Below are 15,574 nucleotides of genomic sequence, written 5' to 3' on the forward strand. Positions count from 1 at the left end.
GCGTCATACGGTTCGGCACAGGGGCAGCGCGGCGACTGTGAACGCTTGCGCCTGCTGACCCACGAGCCTCCGTGTTTCGCAGGCAGCTTGCACGGCGGCCTGCTCGATCGCCGCGACTGCGGCATCCAGCTCGTCGACGCTCGGCGCCGACACTGCGACGAGCCCGGTGAAGCGCAACACGCCGTGACCAGCCGTGAGGTCTGACTCTTGCTGCACGACGTCGTTGTATTCGGCGGTGCGCGCGGCATCCTCGATCTGCCCGACCTTCGCCCGCTGCGCGGCATCCGAGAGAAGCCCCACTTTCTTTCTCCTGATGTCCCGCGCGGCGAGGTCGGCACGGACAGGCGTGCACGTCAGAGTGAATGCGCGTTGGATGCCCGAGGTCAGCAGCAAGGGGGAGAGGAAGCCGGGGTACACCTGCGACCGCGGCCACTCCGAGATCCAGAGAACTGCGTGGTGGGCCGAGTCGGTACGCAGCCGGTCCCAGGTTTCGGAGACTGCGATGGGGCCGGCCGTCGCGAGTGATCGACCGATGTCCCCGTGTCTTTCGAGCGCGGGAGCGGCCGCGGGATCGTATGCGGAGCGCAGCACGACCGCGACCTCGCCTGGGCTCAGCCAGCCTGTGGGCGTTAGGTCGGCTGCCCGCAGTGCTGCCGCGAACGTGGTCATCTCCTGACGCAGTACGCTCGCGGCCCCTTTCATGCCACCCCCGGCGGCGCGGATCTGGCGGGCCGCCGCGCGCATGTCGAGCGCGAGGGCGATTGTCGTTTCGTGTCGTTCGCCTGCAGGGCCGGCGCGCTCGATGAGCTCCTTGTAGGTGACCGCGGGCCAAGAGTCATCGTCGACACCATGCCGGGCCCACCATTCGGCGAGCCCGCTTCCGGAGCTGGGCAAAGTGCGCTCGGAGATCTGCACGCGCGCGATGCGGCCCGATCGGCAGACCGTCGCGAGCACGCGCCCCCAGCCTGCCACCCGACGCTCCTGTTCACCGCTGTCGAGAAGAATGAAAGCCGGATGCGTGATGCCGGCGATCGCCGTGAGCGTCTGAGCGTGAGGGTCTTGGATCATGGCAGCGCCCGTCTCGGGGTCGACCCACTCTCGGAGCGCGGCGGCGTCGCCGGGGAGTGCGAGCGTGCCCGCGGGGCGCGGCTTGACCAAGTCCGCACGGAATTGCAGCTGGCCGCCGACGCTTCGCCACACCCAGCGCGTTGAGATCGGCACCCATTCAATGAGCTTCCGACCACCCACGGGGACGAAGGCAAGAGCGACGCTTGTCACCCAGATCGGTGAGGTGAGGCCGAAGAGGATGCCGCCGCCCAGGTACACGGCGCTGGTGAACGCGATCAGTCCGATGGCGAGCGTCACCAACTGTGCCAGGGAGAGGCCGAGCATCACGCCTCGCTTGGACAGACGGGAGAACTGAACCGGGTGCAGCTGGTTCGCGCGCGGGGGGTTGTTCGCTGTCATACTGTCGTCCTTTCGCGCGGAGTGGGGATCGGTCGCGGGGGCGGGTTCGGTGTGCGCGGCTGTGGGATCGGTTGTCCGGCAGCCGGCGAGGCTGTCGGTGCCGGTGGTGTGTCTGCCGGAATGGCACCCTCGGCATGTCCCATGGCTGCTGATCCGGTGGCGTTGCCGAGCTTGGGTCCGGCGGAGGCAGCCTTGCCAGCCATCTGACCGCCGACGATGACTGCGGCGGCCGGGCCGGCGGCCGCCGCAGCTCCTGAAGTTCCTGCGCCTGACGCTGCTGCCCCGGACGCTCCCGCGCCGGCACCCGATCCGGTGGCGCTGCCGGCGGCGCTCGTTGCCACCGGGGCCGCCGACCCGCTCGAGGTGCCACCTCCGTCGAGGATCGACTTCGCAGACTTCGCAGTCGCGGGGGTAACCGGCACCGGGACGGGCCGATTCAGCGCTCCCTTAGCCTCCTGTTCGGTCGACATCGCGTGGTACATATCGACGCCGACGAACGAGATGAACTTGTAGGTCATGTATGGCGCGAAGGCTGCGACGAGCATGAGTACGACTCCGGCCACGGGATCGCTGATGGAGGCGAGATCAAGGTCGATCGGCGCCGCGGTCTGGTTGATCGCGACGAGGAAGAGGACGACGAGCACGAGCTTGGAGAACACGAGGGCCACAACGAACGCCACCCACTTGCCGAACCAGCCGCGGGTAGCATCCCAGGAGAATCCGGCCAGTGCGATCGGCGCGAACACGATCGCCACCAGGAGCAGGGCTTTGCGGATGAGGAGCGAGAACCACACAATCGCGGTGGCTGCGATCGCGAGTCCTGCGAGGAAGATCGTCATGATCGCGCCGACGCCGGGGCTCGCGATGTTGATCGCGACCAGCCCTGCGGCCATCAGGGCGATTCTGTCGCCCATTCCCTCCATCGTGTTTCCGGTTGCCTGGACGATCCCGATGGCCAGCTGATCCGTGACCTCCAGCAGCGTCGCCGTCAGCGCGATTGCGACGAACGATCCGAGCACGGACTTGCCGAGCCCTACAGCAGCCCGGGAGAGCGCAGTCGGATCGCGATGCGCCAATCCGGTGATCAGTTGCAGGCAGAAGAACACGAGCATGACGAACAGCGCGACGCCGAAAAGCAGGTTATACACCTGGGTGTACTGGTCACCGGTGACGTCGACGAGGGTGGTGGTGTCGAACACCGTCCAGACGGCTTCGAAGAACCACGCGGCGGCTGCGGCGAGCGTGTGGGCGAGCCAATCGAAGGGCGCGGCAACGAGCGAAGTGACACCCGACCCGACGGTCTGGCATACCTCGGCGATCGCCGGGATATCGCAGACCCCGCCCACTCGCGTCGTTCCTCTCGATCGGCCGCGTCTCGCTCAGACGGACTGGCCGACACCCCAGAAGAAGTTCACGAGCGTGACCGACGCCCCGCAGATGAGTGCCGCGCCGCACGCCACCAGAACGCCGAGCTTGCCCCGTGAGGCGAGATGGGGGTTCGATGAGTTGGCTCCATACCCCCACGCGACAGCGGCGATGATGAGGGCGAGCACGGCGAGAATGAGCCCGATTGTCATCACTGCGCCCACGATGACGCGGAGTTGCTCGATGCCGGGAAGTCCCGACCCGTTGGGAACGATGTCGATCACGGTCGTGCTCCTTGTCTGCGCAGAAACGAACCTGCGTACAAGGTGCGTGCGGCGTCCCCGAGATCCGTCGACCCGCGCAGTCCGTGCACGCACTCTGGCTAAAGCTGTTGGCCGACCCCGATGAGGAAGTTGATCCAGGCGACCGCCGCGCCGGCAAGTGCCGCTGCGCCGACAGCAACAAGAAGGCCGGTACGGGCTCGAATGGCCGACTGGTAGTTCCCGCTCGTCGACGCGATCGCCCATGTGACGGCGCAAATGAGAATCGCGAGAACCGCGAAAATCAGGACGTACATCAGGAGCGCACCAACGATCGCGCGGAGGTCACCACTACCTCCAACTGCACCGAAATCCGGGAAGATGTCCATTCCGGTCACGCTCGTGCGCCTATCGCGCAAGCCGTTCTGCCAGAGGTCGCGGCATCCAATCCTTCGGCCGCATGCTCGGCGAGCCATGGGTCTGCATCGATGGCCGGCTCGAACGCTCCGCCGGGACGGATCTCGAAGTGCAGGTGCGATCCCGTGGACTTGCCGGATGACCCTACGTCGCCGATGTGCTGACCGGCGGTGACGCGCTCGCCAACCGACACGTGTACGCCGGTCGCCCACATGTGCGCGTACGCTGACGCCACCCGTTCCCCGTTGACAGTGTGCTCGATCACGATCAGCTGTCCGTAACCCCCATACGGCCCTGCCCAGCTGACGATCCCGTCAGCGATCGCGAAGATGGGTGTGCCATCCACAGCAGCGAAATCAGTGCCCGCGTGGAACGCAGTTTGGCCGGTCATGGGGTCCGTGCGGGAGCCGTACCCGCTGGCCCGCACCCACGTATCGCTCGGGAGGGGAAAGACGATGCGGGTTGTTTCGGGAACGGAATCGAGCGGTGCGCCCCCTCCCGTCACCGACGCGATCGGCCGGGTCAGCGCGACGAGGATGGCTTCCGCGACGGGCTGATAATCCTGGTAGCGGTCGGGGAAGGCCGAGCGCTCGACAGCTTGCGCAGCCGAGCCGGGATCAGCTGACTGCCAGCCCGCGATGTCGAGGAGCCCAGCGGGGGAGGGGAAGTTGGGTCCCTCCGCTCCGCCGAAGAATGCGCGCACCTGGTATTCAGGATTCATGAGCTCATCGACAGTGCCCCAACCAGCGGTCGGCCGCATCTGAAACAGGCCGAGGGAGTCGTGGTCGCTGCCGACGCCGTCGTTGGGCATGCTGAGTGATGCGGGATGGGCGGCGTTCGCGAGCATCCGTAGGGTCGACTCGGTGAGCGCGGCCATCAGCCCGATCAGCACCCCCTGCCGCCCGACACCTTCAATGCCGCTGCCAACCGTGATGATCGTCGCGGCACGGGTGAGTTGTGTGTGCCCGAGCGTCACCGACACCCCGTCGCTCCGTATCGCGGTCACGTTCTCCGGCACGTCGGTGACGACGAGCGGGCCGGATGTCTGGCAGGCAGCGAGCGCGGCGGGGGAGAGAACGAGCGGGACTGCGATCAATCCTGCGAACGGCAGGGTAAGAACCGCGACGGCGAGGGCGACCACGAGCTTCTTCATGTTCGGCGTCCGTCACCGGAGCGGATTGTCCACCTCAGAGAGCCGCAGTAAGCGGCACTCGTCGAAACTCGGCTCACACGCGATGAACAGGGTGAATGCGATCGGTCGAGACGTCTCCTGGGTCTGAGTCCCCACGATGCCGGCCCGATGGCGTGTTCCCGTGATCGTGTACGCGATGGTTCCGGGGAGTAGTTGGCCAGGTGCCGCTTGATCGACCGCGTCGCTCCAGGATGCCGGCACGAACGCCTCATCGATGGTGAGCCACTGGCGCGTGCCGTAGGTGCGCAGCGTCAACCACGCGTCCGTCGTCGGCAGATAGGTGCGGACATCGGACGCAAGCCCGGCAGTCTCGGTACCAGAGGGATCCCCTGCGTCGACGATCACCTGTGCGTAGTCGGCTGGATCGAAGTCGGTGGCGGCGTCCCAGTTGATGAGCGCGAAAGCCGCGTCACGCGCGAAGGACTCGGCATCCGATGTCGAGCGGATCGGGGGAAGCGTTGCGCTCGAGGCGCTCGGTTCAGGATCGACGGTCGCGGCAGTCGGGGCCGTCGGCTCGACCGAGGTCGTTGGCGTGCTGGGCGTCGGCGCCAACATCAGGCCGTACAACCCGACGCCGACCAGCGCTGCCATCACACCGACACCAACCGATAGCAGAACGATGAGGCGCCTCCCGGGACGCACGGTGGCGGCCATCACGCGATCTCCCGCCTTAGCTGCGAACGTGCGCTGCGGAGCGCCGCGAAGAACTCCACGGTCGAAGCGAGCGTCGCTTCGAACTGCTCGAGTTGCTCGTCCGTCAGTTCAGTAGCCACAGCCGCGACGTCGAAATGGGTCCACCAGAGATCCAGGTCCTCCCACACACGCACGAACGCACGGACGGGAAAGACATGTGCGGTAGCAGCACGAGACCTGGATGTTCGGCCTTTGCGCTTGGCCTCCTTGACTCGTGCGAGAGCCGCATTCGCCAACTGCTCGAGTTCGTCGGGCGGCTCGAAGTCGTCGGGTGCTTCGAAGTCCTCGAACTGCTGCTGCGGCCCCGGATCAAGGAACTGTCGGAATCGCGCGTGTGACGCCGCGACACTGCCGCCCTCGTCGATCAACCGGAGCTCTTCAGTCGCCTTCTCCTGCAGGGCAGGGTTTGCACCTGGGTCAGAGACAAGGCGCTGCAGTTCGGCGATCCGCTCCAGCGTGGTGTACGACGCCTTGCCGGTGACCAACTGCGCCGCCTGTGTGCGACTCTTGCCGAACTTGAACTGCGGTGGTGCCACGGTGGCACCGCCGTCTCTTCCATCCCGAGCATCCGGACGGCTGAAGCGCGTCGCGGCCTGCCGGCGAGTCGCGTCGTCGGCGATGTGATCCTTCAACTCGGTGTAGAGCGCTGCGGCTTCGGTCGGCGTGAGCGGCTTGTGGAGGACGTTCTCTGCCTGCTCTGCCAACAGCTCGGCGAGCCGATCCGAGATCCCGGACCTCACCCACACCTTGATCGTCTTCTCACCCAGCCGCTTCAGGGCTTCGAGCCGACGAGCGCCGCACACCAGGACGCCTTCCGGAGTCACGGTGACCGGCTGTAGCAGGCCGTCGCGGTTGATCGACTCGGCAAGCTCATCGATGTCCCCGAATTCGGTACGGTGCCGCTTCCCGACGATGATCGATTCGATCGATCGTTCGAGCTCGATGTGGCCCACTCTGGTTCCCACGGTCACCGCCTCGATCGCTCGGCGGGGGCGGCGAGACTGACCGCGAGGACGAGGTCATCATCCGTCAGGAGAGAACGCAGCGGTTCACCGATCAGCAGGCGGAGCAGGATGCCGCGACCGGCCGTCGTCCGGGCGACTTCCGGTTCTGGGTTGCCGAGGACGGCGCGGAGCAAACCGTTCCACGATGCGGAGGACAGGTCGAGGAGGGTTCGTCCGTGAACGTCGCGCCGGAGCGATTCCCAGGCGGTCGCGCGCGAGGGAACCTCACTGAGCCGGGCGCAGATGTACTCCATCGCGGTACGAGCGGGCGTGCGCGGCCAGCCGAGCAGGGTCATGAAGGCGATCGCATTCTCGACTGCCTCACCGATCCCGGCGCCGTCAGATGAGCAGCCGTCATCAGGCGCGTCCTCGATCGACTGCACACGAAGTGCCGGGTGATAGTCGCTCAGGGGGTTCTCTCGGTCACTGAATCGCTCGGGGTCATGGAACGACGAGAACTCGGGTCGGCGCGCCTGGTAGACCGAGCACAGCAGGCCGTTTGCCCGTTCCTCCGCGATCAGCGTCACCTGCACGGCCCGAGTGACTACCGCCCAGGGGTCGTCGGCATTGCGCACCGCCGACGAGCGCATTGCGTCGAATGCGGCCGCCGCGGCATCCCATGGATCAAGTCCGTGCTTGCGCGCCAGCTTTGCGTAACGCCGAACGACATGCTCCATGAGCGCTGCGGCTTCGGCGTCGCGACGCCAGGCGCCGTGGTCCTGCGCGGCGAGGCGTTTGAGCACTTCGCGCAGCCCCTCGGAGCTCTCAAACGCGGCGGGCACGCTCGCCGACTCGGACGAGTCCGCAACGCGCTGCGAGTGCACCAATGCGGCGGCAGCTGAGCGGGAACCCTGGCTCGACATGGCAACCTCGCTACCGACCGATTCCAGAACGACGGACGGACCCGTGATCGGCGCGGCCGTTTCCGAACGCCTCCACCGGGGGGAGGTGAAGGGCCCGTTCTCGGATTGCGCGGCGAGTAGCCGCAACCCCCTGCGTCGGGAAAGCGCGCGCTCGCCGGGCGAGGGAGGACTCGAGGTCGATTCCCTGGCCCGCGACGCGCCCGGTGACGGCAGGAACGAGTTCCGTGGGGCGCATCCAGACCACCTCGCTTCGAACCCGCTCAGCGCCGGATAGGGACAGCGGCTGCCTCGCAAGCGAAGGATCGCCGTGCCGCGCCAATTCGGAGACCTCTTCGAGTGACCGCTTATCGACGAGTTCACGTTCACGCTCGGACGCGTCCAAGCGAAGCGGCAGGCCGGGTCGCTCGACTCGCTCGTATTCGTTCATGACGTAACCTCCTTCTGAACCTCAGGTGTGCCGATCGTCCCCGCGAACCACCGGCCGACTGTCGACGGATGAACTCCCGTGGCGCTCGCAATCTCCTTGTTCGACATCCCGCGCTGACGCATCAGCGCGGCAACGCTTCTACGGGCACCCTTCTCCGGAACCTCGACCAGCGAGCGAATCGGAACGACTTCTGTGGACAGGTCTCGTGGCGTCTCTGCTGTGGAGGAAACGTGAAGCCGGAATCGCTGGGTGAGAACGACCGTCAGGTGAGTGATCGCGAGAAGCACCAGCGGCGGTACTGCGGCAACCGACGCTGCAAGCACGGGAAGAACATTGGCATCGGCCGCGACGACGGCATGGATCGAGTTTGCGGTGACCGATACCGCAGCGCCGATCATGAGCAGCATCCACGGATACCACGCACCCCGCTGTCCGGCGAGCGCGACGACGGCAACGGTTCCCACAACGATGATCCCGTCCACGATGAGCGGCCACGCCCACGCCTGGGTCGGCGCAATGCCGGACCGGCGTGCGAGATCCGCGAGAGCGGTGAACGACAACCAGAACGCGCCGACAGCAATGAAGACGGTGCCGAGAACCGCGGTCCACACGGCAATCCGTCCTGACCGCGGGTCCGTAGCACCGGGGATCACGAGATCACCTGCCCGCTGAGCGAGCGGGATGCTGAGCTGCCACCACTGATGCGAAAGGGTGGCGTCGGCCCCACCACCGTTCGGTACGCAGACCGGATGGTCGTCAGGATCTCAGCCTGATGCAGCCCCGCGTGCTCCGCCGCGGGTCCGAGTACATTGCGCGCGCTCTGATCGGTGATCCCGTTCTCCGCGAGCCGGCATGCGGCCCAGTACAGGGCGCTGTTTCGTTCGCCCTCAGCCCGTGCGGCCATCCAGGCCGCGATACGCTCCGCGTCAACGTGGCGGGCCTCCGCGGGCATTGTCGCAGCAGGGGTCGGCCTCGGGTCAAGGAACTGTCGAAGCGCCGATCCGTCGATAGACACGGCGTCCCCGCGTCCAGCGCCGATCAGCTCATACGCGGACCGATTACCTTCGAACAGCACCAGCGACGGCGGCACGATGACGTAGCCGCCCTCACCCCGGAAGTCGATGCCGGCGCTAGCGGCTTGCCACGATGCCTGAACGCGATCAGGGTCTGCGGGGTAGTAGGCGTGCATCCCACCGGATGCGGTCTTCACCAGCGCCTGCCAGCGATCCACGAGACCTTCCCGGCGAGCGAGCTCGAAGGCAGCGAATCCGCGCACCCGCCCGTGCACGTCGATGTCTACGACCTCGACGGCGGAAGCCCGCCCGGTCGGCATGCCAATGTTCGCTTCTGGCCATCGAGACCACCATCGGGTGATCTGGCTGCCGTCAGAGGTCGCGTCGTGGAACCCGTGCTCTGTGAGTGGCCGCTTCTCCGATGGCTTGCAGGGGAAGATCGGGACTCCTGCCGCAGCGAATCGAGAGGCTCCCTCCCGCGGCGAGAGGCCGATCATTCCGGCGAACAGGGCGACGGTGTCCATCACAGATCCCTTGCCGAGATAGCGGATTGGGCGAAGGAGCGCCGACCCCTCGTAAAGCGGACATCATCGAACTCTTCCACCGGGCCAGCAACGAGAGGCTGAAGTGCACCCCGCCGCGATTCCCTCGTCAGACCCGGCGGGTCGCCCGAGCCGACTTGCATCGTCGGCAGTCCCTTGAGGATCGCGACGGCTGCCGTCCTCACTCGCTCACCAGTGGCTTGCACGACTTCCACCGGCGTCTTTCCATCAACGGATGTTGCCCAGGTCGCCACATACGGGATCGTGTAGCCCGATGTGTCGAGGCCGTGGGCCGCTCCGATCATCAGAGCAACGGACTCCGCTTCGACCTCCCCGATCCCGCGATGGAGTGCGGCATCCGCGTTGTCGGGGCCGTGCAGCATCACGTGCGCCAGCTCGTGCGCCAACGTCTTCGTGCGCGCCGCGGGGTCCATGTCACCCCGAACGGCAACGCTCCGAGTGAGGTAGTCAGTCATGCCGTTGGCCCCGCCGATATCGCGATCGCTCCCAACAATGCGCGTTGTGTATCCGTGTTCGTGTACTAGGGATGCAAGACCATCCCAGAGACCCTGTGGCGCCTCTCCGGCGAGCAACTGTGGAGTGGGCACGTGGGGGATCGGGGCACCGCTCGTCTGCGAGGCATCCCACACGTATGCAGGCCGCACGCCGACCAGTCGCGTGCGCACTTCGTCGTCGCCTCTCGGGACCTCGCGAGGCGCAAGACGACGCCATGACTCGACGACCTGCGGGGTGGGCGAAGCGAACCGAGCGTCGACAGGCGCAAAGATCATGTAGCCGGTCTGGCCGCGGTCAACGGACCTTCCCAGCGAGAGCCACTGCCTGAACCCGGCGACGTACGTCGGCGTGGGCTCAGCCACTCTGCCCTGCTCGAACGCAGCGAGGTGTTGCATCCAGATGAGCATGGTGTTGTTGAACGAACGAGAGCGGAATCGCGCGGTGAACTCAAGAGCTCGCACCCAGTCATCGCTCGTCACGAGCTTGGCCACAGCATCCGCCAGCTGAGCGTGCAGCCGTTCAAGCTTCGCCTCAGTGGCACCGACGGCGGGGTGTTCGTTAGTCATGGTGTGCGCACCTCCTTCTGATCAGCCGACGCAGCGGCTTCCTGTGGGAGGTACGCGCCATCTCACCGGAGCCGACGGGCGAGCGCGCGAACGACCGACCCGAGACGGTCGTATAACTGCTCGGGCTCTAGCGCGCGCCCTCATGAAATTCCGGCGCGCCAGCGCGCGGGCTGTGTGGGGGTGGAGTGCCGGCAACTCCGCTGATCCGTCCTGGGCGATGACCTCCTCTTTGAGCATGCTCAAATTGCTTAGGAGTTGTTTCTAGCACCGACATTGATCATGCGCAACGGTTGATTTGAGCATGACCAACGGGTACATTAAGCATTCTCAACGCCCGTCGAGGGGCGCTCCGAAACGACAAGCCTTGCCTCACCCGAGGGGAAGGGTGGTCTACCGAAATGACAGAAGACGAGAGCAAAGTGGCCGCGGAAGACCTCGCGAAGCGCCTCAGGCTGCTCCTCGACGTCGCGATCACCGAGTCGGGTTCCGAACCGACCTACGCCCAGATTGCGGCGTTCCTCGAGAAGCGCGGCATCAACCTGTCGAGATCTCGATGGACATACATGGTCAACGGTCATCGCTACGTGCAAGATCCCGCGCTGTTCGAAGGGCTGGCTGCGTTCTTCGACGTGGATGCCGCTTTCCTGCTCGGGGAGGACGGCGTCGCGACCCCGGACAAGGTCACCGCGCAGCTGGATCTTGTGCGGGCGATGCGAGCAGCGAAGGTGAAGTCATACGCCGCGCGCACGTTGGGAGATATCTCCCCGAAGGCTCTTCAGGCGATCAGCAGATTCCTGGACGAGGAAATGACACATACCTGAGCAGTGCCCTTGCCGGTCCCTTGTGGCCCCCCACCGGCACATGCTCCCCGGACGGGAGTGACATCGTGAATATCGAGCAGACCGTGTCGACGGCCGTCGCAGACCTTGCGCTGGGTAGCACCTTCACCTTTGACGATCTCGTCGGGGCAATCCAGGATCACCGTCAGCGCACACTCCGAATCGTGGAACTTGCAGATCTCGGCGACCACGACGGCATCTGCGCGGTGTGGCTCATCACCGAGAGCGAAGATCTCGTCCTTCACGCCCACAGCGACTCCGTCCTCCATCGCCAGCAGTTCGTCCTGCACGAGTTCGCCCACATGATCCTCGGGCATGGAGACGACGACGAATGCTCGACCGAAGACTTCCTGCTTCCCGACATCCCCGCCCGAACTCGGCGTCGGCTGCTCACTCGGCGAGATCTGGACTCTGACACCGAGATAGCGGCTGAGGCCTTGGCTGACCATCTCGCTGCGGCGATCCGAGGCTCGGTATACGGCGAATCGCGTTACCTCGAGATCTTCGGGTGATGCAGACCTTCGTCGCAGTGCTGATGTGGCTACTCGTGGCGAGCCTGCTCATCCTGCGCCGAGGACGAGCCGAACGGAGCATCACCTACGCCGCGGTCACGATCGCCGTCGCGATGACAATCAATGTTGATGCGGTCTACCAGCCCCTCGACGCACTCCTCGGTGGCTCGAATGGGGCCACGCTTATCGGGGACTGCGCGCTGATGGTCGGGATTTTTTTCCTTGGCCGAGGGATCATGAAAGCGGGGGAGTATCAGCCCGGCCCTGTCCGCATTGCTCTCGGCCCCACAACCCTCCTTGTTGCGCTGGGTGGCGTCGTCGTCGCCTTCCTTCTCATCGACCGTGGCGCTACGACGACCAACTTCATGATTGATCTCGGAGCGCAGCCCGCGGCAGCTGCGTACTCGATGATCCAGTTCACGTACTACGGGCTCGTCGTTGGCACTATGGCTGTCCTCGCGAGTCGCCAGTATCGGCTGAGTACTGGTGTCCAGCGTCTACCGGCCGGCTCTCTCGTCGTCGGTGCACTCCTCGGAGTCATCTTCTGTGTCGTGGTCCTCATCATGGATATCGCGCATCTCGTCGGGCGAGTCGACGTGATGAGTGCTGTCTCGATCGCGTACGCCCCGCTCTACCTCCTGACATTCCTGTTCCTCTGCGTCGGGCTCGCAGGGCAACCGACAGTGCGCTACCTGCGCGCTCGCCGCAGGGCAACGCGCACCCGCAGCCTGGTCAACGAACTCTCGCCCGCATGGCGAGCGGCAACGATCGTCCGGCCCGGATTGAGCCAGTCGGATGCCGCACCCGTGCGTACCGAGGGTCTCGAGGCGCAGTTGCATCGGCAAGTCGTCGAGATTCGCGATGCGATGATCGACCCAAGAGTGACTTTCTCCCTGAGCGCGCGCGATCGACTCGTTCTCGAGGCTGCGGAGCGGCATCTCCTTGGAGGCGACAGAGCCCGCATTCACGAGCCGGTGGGGTCGGCGACCCGGCGCGAGTCGCAACAAGGAGCGAAGTGAGAGTCCCGATTGCGCTGGCAGGCGCGATGGCCGCCGTGCTGGCGTCAGCAGCGGGCCTGGGACTAGTGATCGCACGTCGACTGACCGCCGCTCCGAGCTCGCGCAGATTCGACCTGACCATCCGCGGCGTCGAACGGGATGGCGACCGGCAAGCGATCGAGCTCGATCGAACCGACCAAACCGAGTCATCCGGTGTGTTCGCCCTGCTGTTCCCGGGCGGCGGCTGGCTACAGCTCTCTGGCGAGGTTTTCGATCGAGGACCTGGACGCGTCGCACGCATGGTTACCGGTACAGCGCCCGGTGTCACACCGTCGGCCGGTGACCGCGGGTCGTGGAGTGGCATCTACTTCATCACGCCAGCCGATGCAGGACTCACTGCACACGATGTCGGCATCTCCACTCCCTCTGGCATGGCGCCGGCGTGGCGCGTTGATGGCAGCGGCGAGCACTCGACGACCTGGGCCGTTCATGTCCATGGGCTTGGCAGCCCTCGGGCGGGAACGCTGCGCGGCGTCCAGGTCGCCACCGAGCAGGGCTACACCTCGCTCGTCGTCACCTACAGGAACGACGGCGAAGGCCCGAAGAGCGGTAGCGGTCGGTCAACACTCGGCGCCACCGAAGCAGACGACGCCGACGCCGCGATCCAGTACGCCATCGATCACGGCGCGCGACAGATCGTGCTCTTCGGCTGGTCGATGGGCGCCCAGGTCGCACTCCAACTCGCCGCACGACCGCAATACCGGCAGCTGATAACCGCGCTCGTACTCGAGTCGCCCGTTCTCGACTGGGTCGCGACAATCAAGGCGAACTGCGCCCGGGCCGGGCTGCCCGCCGCGGCGGGGCTCCTCGCGCTCCCGTGGCTCTCATCGCCCTTGCTGGCTCGTTCAGTCGACCTGCATGGCAGCATCCCCTTCCGCGAGCTCGACTGGATCGCACGAGCGCAGGAGTTGGCCGTGCCTACGCTGATCCTCCACGGAGAGGACGACGACTCAGCGCCGTCTGCCGTCTCTCGCAAGCTCGCAGTGCTGCGTCCGGATCTCGTTCGGCTCGAGCTCTTCGACGCAGACCACACGATGACATGGAACTCTGATCAAGACCGTTGGCGGTCCACGGTTGCTGCCTGGCTTACTGCCGAGGTGACAACTGACTGATGTTGGCGCGCCGAAGCTCTCGCCTGGGGTGATCCGACCTGGGTGGAGAGTCAGCCCTTGTGCGTCCACGATACCGATTGGGGATGGACTGCATCGGGGCGCAGCGGTCGTCGACACAGCTCCCGGCAGAGGAGCGAGCGTTCCTTCTCTCGGCGGCCGATATCGGCCGCCCGATAAAAGGCCTATGACCGATTCGCGCAACAGCTGGTTGCGCAATTGCCCAGGTTGACGCCTTTACGCGGCACTGCAAGAGATAACGAGCCGGATGGTGTGCCCCTGGGTAGGGAATTCACGTGCGGTGGCCTGCGCTCCAAGCTCGCAGAAGAGTTACGCGTCGTTGTCGATGCGCTCGTCGGTGGTTTGGCCGGGCTCTTCGTGGACCGCTTCTACCGGGAGCTTGCGCCGCGAGAGGAAGACTGCGAAGAAGATCAGAGCGGCCGCCTGGATGACAGCCGTAACCACCACCAAAGCGGTCAGAGACTCCGTGTAGAGCACGCCCGCCAGGGCGCCGCCGATGGCAGCGGCAACGCCGAGGACGGCAGCGTAAACCCCATAGGCGGTCGCGCGGTGGGAGCGCGGGATGAGGTCGGCGATGGTCGCGCGCAGGGTGGATTCCTGGATGCCGAGCGCAGCACCCCAAAGCAGTGCACCGGCCACGACCGCCCACATCGCGTCGCCGAACGCGAGCACGGGAATGACCGCACACAGCACCGGAAGCGCCAGCAGGACGCGTGGCCCGATGCGGTCGTATATCCATCCGGTTGCGAGCGCGACCAGGGCATCGACGAGCATCACCGCGGCATAGACGACGGGGACGATCGCGGGTGCAAGGATGCCGCCCTCAACCATGTGGAATGAGATGAGCCCGAAGGTGGCGAACCCTGTGATCGTTGCGGCGCTGAATCCGGCATAGATCCAGAATGCGGGGGGCAGCCGAACGCGGGTGCCCGCCGATACGTCGTCGGGGAGGTCCGGAGTCTGCGGGCGACTCCGGGACTCGAACAGTTCGGGCTGCGGCGCTCGCGACCGCAGCCAGAACAGCAAGCCGAGTGCAGCGATGCCCGGGATTGCGAGCACGGCCAGCGCTGGGCCGTACTGAACTCCGGTGAGTGCAAGCATCCCGGCCACGAGCAGCGGGCCGAGGACGGCACCGAATTGATCGATGGCCTCGTGGACCGCGAAGCCTTTGCCGCGGCCGGTCTGTGCTGTGGCGAACGACAGCATTGCATCCTTCGCTGGGGAGCGGATCGCTTTGCCCACCCGCTCGAGGATGATCAACACTGCCGCGACAGCGAGCGTCTGGGCAAAGCCGAGCGCGGGAACGGCGATCACGGTGAGCGCATATCCCGCGATGGCCCATGCCCAGAATCTGCGGCTCCGATCGGCAAGCGGACCAGACACAAGTCGCAGGAGTAGTGCTGCCGCCTCCCCGATCCCCGTGATTACGCCAACGACGATCGCGGTCGCGCCGAGCACCGCCAAGATCGGTCCCGTTACCGACCTCGCGCCCTCGTAGACGATGTCCGCGAGGAGGCTGACTACGCCGAACGTGGCGACAAACCTCCACGCACCAATCCGCAGCGAATTACGCACCAACGACCCCTTGCGCCCGGGTTACGCCGACGGACGGGCTCACTCAGCCTAGCCAGCCCCGGGCTCGTCAACTTGAGCCAGTCAGGCACGCAATATCTGCCAAGGTCAGTTCGTTTGCTCAGCGCGTGGCGACTC

General features: G+C 65.8%; 16 protein-coding genes. 3 read left to right on the plus strand and 13 right to left on the minus strand.

What is annotated here, in order from left to right:
- Window positions 1-3: 3 nt before the first annotated feature.
- The 11 genes from ACTIFV_RS10040 to ACTIFV_RS10090 all read right to left on the minus strand — a co-directional run bounded on the left by ACTIFV_RS10040 (window position 4) and on the right by ACTIFV_RS10090 (window position 10,325).
- Window positions 4-1,467: an SCO6880 family protein gene (locus ACTIFV_RS10040; RefSeq protein WP_439592640.1), complete on the minus strand. Its 1,464-nt coding sequence runs from the start codon at window positions 1,465-1,467 to the stop codon at window positions 4-6.
- A complete protein-coding gene (locus tag ACTIFV_RS10045) occupies window positions 1,464-2,813 on the minus strand; it encodes a conjugal transfer protein TrbL (protein WP_439592641.1) in 1,350 nt (449 codons plus the stop codon). Before ACTIFV_RS10045 ends, ACTIFV_RS10040 begins: the two co-directional genes overlap by 4 nt.
- A gap of 33 nt (window positions 2,814-2,846) precedes the next feature.
- A complete protein-coding gene (locus tag ACTIFV_RS10050; RefSeq protein WP_439592642.1) occupies window positions 2,847-3,116 on the minus strand; it encodes a DUF6112 family protein in 270 nt (89 codons plus the stop codon).
- A 98-nt stretch (window positions 3,117-3,214) separates the two neighbouring features.
- The gene (locus ACTIFV_RS10055) at window positions 3,215-3,481 is read right to left on the minus strand and encodes a DUF6112 family protein (RefSeq protein WP_439592697.1); all 267 of its coding nucleotides are present in this window, start codon (window positions 3,479-3,481) and stop codon (window positions 3,215-3,217) included.
- 5 nt (window positions 3,482-3,486) lie between these two features.
- Window positions 3,487-4,662 (minus strand): M23 family metallopeptidase, encoded by a 1,176-nt coding sequence (locus ACTIFV_RS10060; RefSeq protein ID WP_439592643.1) that lies wholly within the window; start codon window positions 4,660-4,662, stop codon window positions 3,487-3,489.
- 12 nt (window positions 4,663-4,674) lie between these two features.
- A complete protein-coding gene (locus ACTIFV_RS10065; protein WP_439592644.1) occupies window positions 4,675-5,355 on the minus strand; it encodes a hypothetical protein in 681 nt (226 codons plus the stop codon).
- Window positions 5,355-6,347, minus strand: a complete 993-nt coding sequence (locus ACTIFV_RS10070) for a ParB N-terminal domain-containing protein (RefSeq protein ID WP_439592645.1) — start codon at window positions 6,345-6,347, stop codon at window positions 5,355-5,357. Before ACTIFV_RS10070 ends, ACTIFV_RS10065 begins: the two co-directional genes overlap by 1 nt.
- A 14-nt stretch (window positions 6,348-6,361) precedes the next feature.
- Window positions 6,362-7,261: a hypothetical protein gene (locus tag ACTIFV_RS10075; protein WP_439592646.1), complete on the minus strand. Its 900-nt coding sequence runs from the start codon at window positions 7,259-7,261 to the stop codon at window positions 6,362-6,364.
- 423 nt (window positions 7,262-7,684) lie between these two features.
- On the minus strand, window positions 7,685-8,299 hold the full coding sequence (locus ACTIFV_RS10080; protein ID WP_439592647.1) for a DUF2637 domain-containing protein: 615 nt from the start codon (window positions 8,297-8,299) through the stop codon (window positions 7,685-7,687).
- A gap of 38 nt (window positions 8,300-8,337) precedes the next feature.
- Window positions 8,338-9,225: a bifunctional DNA primase/polymerase gene (locus ACTIFV_RS10085; protein WP_439592648.1), complete on the minus strand. Its 888-nt coding sequence runs from the start codon at window positions 9,223-9,225 to the stop codon at window positions 8,338-8,340.
- Window positions 9,225-10,325: an ArdC-like ssDNA-binding domain-containing protein gene (locus ACTIFV_RS10090; RefSeq protein WP_439592649.1), complete on the minus strand. Its 1,101-nt coding sequence runs from the start codon at window positions 10,323-10,325 to the stop codon at window positions 9,225-9,227. The genes ACTIFV_RS10085 and ACTIFV_RS10090 overlap by 1 nt, the downstream gene beginning before the upstream one ends.
- A 398-nt stretch (window positions 10,326-10,723) precedes the next feature.
- Here ACTIFV_RS10090 and ACTIFV_RS10095 point away from each other — a divergent pair, with 398 nt between their 5' ends.
- Window positions 10,724-11,146 carry a hypothetical protein gene (locus tag ACTIFV_RS10095; protein WP_439592650.1) on the plus strand — a complete coding sequence of 141 codons (423 nt, stop codon included), beginning with the start codon at window positions 10,724-10,726 and terminating at the stop codon, window positions 11,144-11,146.
- Here ACTIFV_RS10095 and ACTIFV_RS10100 read toward each other — a convergent pair.
- Window positions 11,101-11,613: a hypothetical protein gene (locus ACTIFV_RS10100; protein WP_439592651.1), complete on the minus strand. Its 513-nt coding sequence runs from the start codon at window positions 11,611-11,613 to the stop codon at window positions 11,101-11,103. The two genes, ACTIFV_RS10095 and ACTIFV_RS10100, sit on opposite strands and share 46 nt — an antisense overlap.
- Before the next feature lie 62 nt (window positions 11,614-11,675).
- On the opposite strand from ACTIFV_RS10100, the gene ACTIFV_RS10105 reads away from it, so the two are divergent.
- Both ACTIFV_RS10105 and ACTIFV_RS10110 read left to right on the plus strand, forming a co-directional pair.
- Entirely contained in the window at window positions 11,676-12,695 is a 1,020-nt protein-coding gene (locus ACTIFV_RS10105) for a hypothetical protein (protein ID WP_439592652.1), read from the plus strand.
- A 26-nt stretch (window positions 12,696-12,721) separates the two neighbouring features.
- The gene (locus ACTIFV_RS10110) at window positions 12,722-13,846 is read left to right on the plus strand and encodes an alpha/beta hydrolase family protein (RefSeq protein ID WP_439592653.1); all 1,125 of its coding nucleotides are present in this window, start codon (window positions 12,722-12,724) and stop codon (window positions 13,844-13,846) included.
- A gap of 327 nt (window positions 13,847-14,173) precedes the next feature.
- On the opposite strand, the gene ACTIFV_RS10115 is transcribed toward ACTIFV_RS10110, so the two are convergent.
- A complete protein-coding gene (locus tag ACTIFV_RS10115) occupies window positions 14,174-15,439 on the minus strand; it encodes an MFS transporter (RefSeq protein WP_439592654.1) in 1,266 nt (421 codons plus the stop codon).
- Between the last annotated feature and the right edge of the window lie 135 nt (window positions 15,440-15,574).

It is taken from the genome of Microbacterium sp., from assembly GCF_051860965.1.
GTDB lineage: Bacteria > Actinomycetota > Actinomycetes > Actinomycetales > Microbacteriaceae > Microbacterium.

Excerpts from the sequence above, each read along its gene's own strand:
- ACTIFV_RS10065 (WP_439592644.1), bottom strand. The coding sequence starts at position 5,355 with ATGGCCGCCACCGTGCGTCCCGGGAGGCGCCTCATCGTTCTGCTATCG.
- ACTIFV_RS10060 (WP_439592643.1), bottom strand. The coding sequence starts at position 4,662 with ATGAAGAAGCTCGTGGTCGCCCTCGCCGTCGCGGTTCTTACCCTGCCG.
- ACTIFV_RS10110 (WP_439592653.1), top strand. The coding sequence starts at position 12,722 with ATGGCCGCCGTGCTGGCGTCAGCAGCGGGCCTGGGACTAGTGATCGCA.
- ACTIFV_RS10040 (WP_439592640.1), bottom strand. The coding sequence starts at position 1,467 with ATGACAGCGAACAACCCCCCGCGCGCGAACCAGCTGCACCCGGTTCAG.
- ACTIFV_RS10090 (WP_439592649.1), bottom strand. The coding sequence starts at position 10,325 with ATGACTAACGAACACCCCGCCGTCGGTGCCACTGAGGCGAAGCTTGAA.
- ACTIFV_RS10085 (WP_439592648.1), bottom strand. The coding sequence starts at position 9,225 with ATGGACACCGTCGCCCTGTTCGCCGGAATGATCGGCCTCTCGCCGCGG.
- ACTIFV_RS10095 (WP_439592650.1), top strand. The coding sequence starts at position 10,724 with ATGACAGAAGACGAGAGCAAAGTGGCCGCGGAAGACCTCGCGAAGCGC.
- ACTIFV_RS10105 (WP_439592652.1), top strand. The coding sequence starts at position 11,676 with ATGCAGACCTTCGTCGCAGTGCTGATGTGGCTACTCGTGGCGAGCCTG.
- ACTIFV_RS10075 (WP_439592646.1), bottom strand. The coding sequence starts at position 7,261 with ATGTCGAGCCAGGGTTCCCGCTCAGCTGCCGCCGCATTGGTGCACTCG.
- ACTIFV_RS10055 (WP_439592697.1), bottom strand. The coding sequence starts at position 3,481 with ATGGACATCTTCCCGGATTTCGGTGCAGTTGGAGGTAGTGGTGACCTC.
- ACTIFV_RS10100 (WP_439592651.1), bottom strand. The coding sequence starts at position 11,613 with ATGGTCAGCCAAGGCCTCAGCCGCTATCTCGGTGTCAGAGTCCAGATC.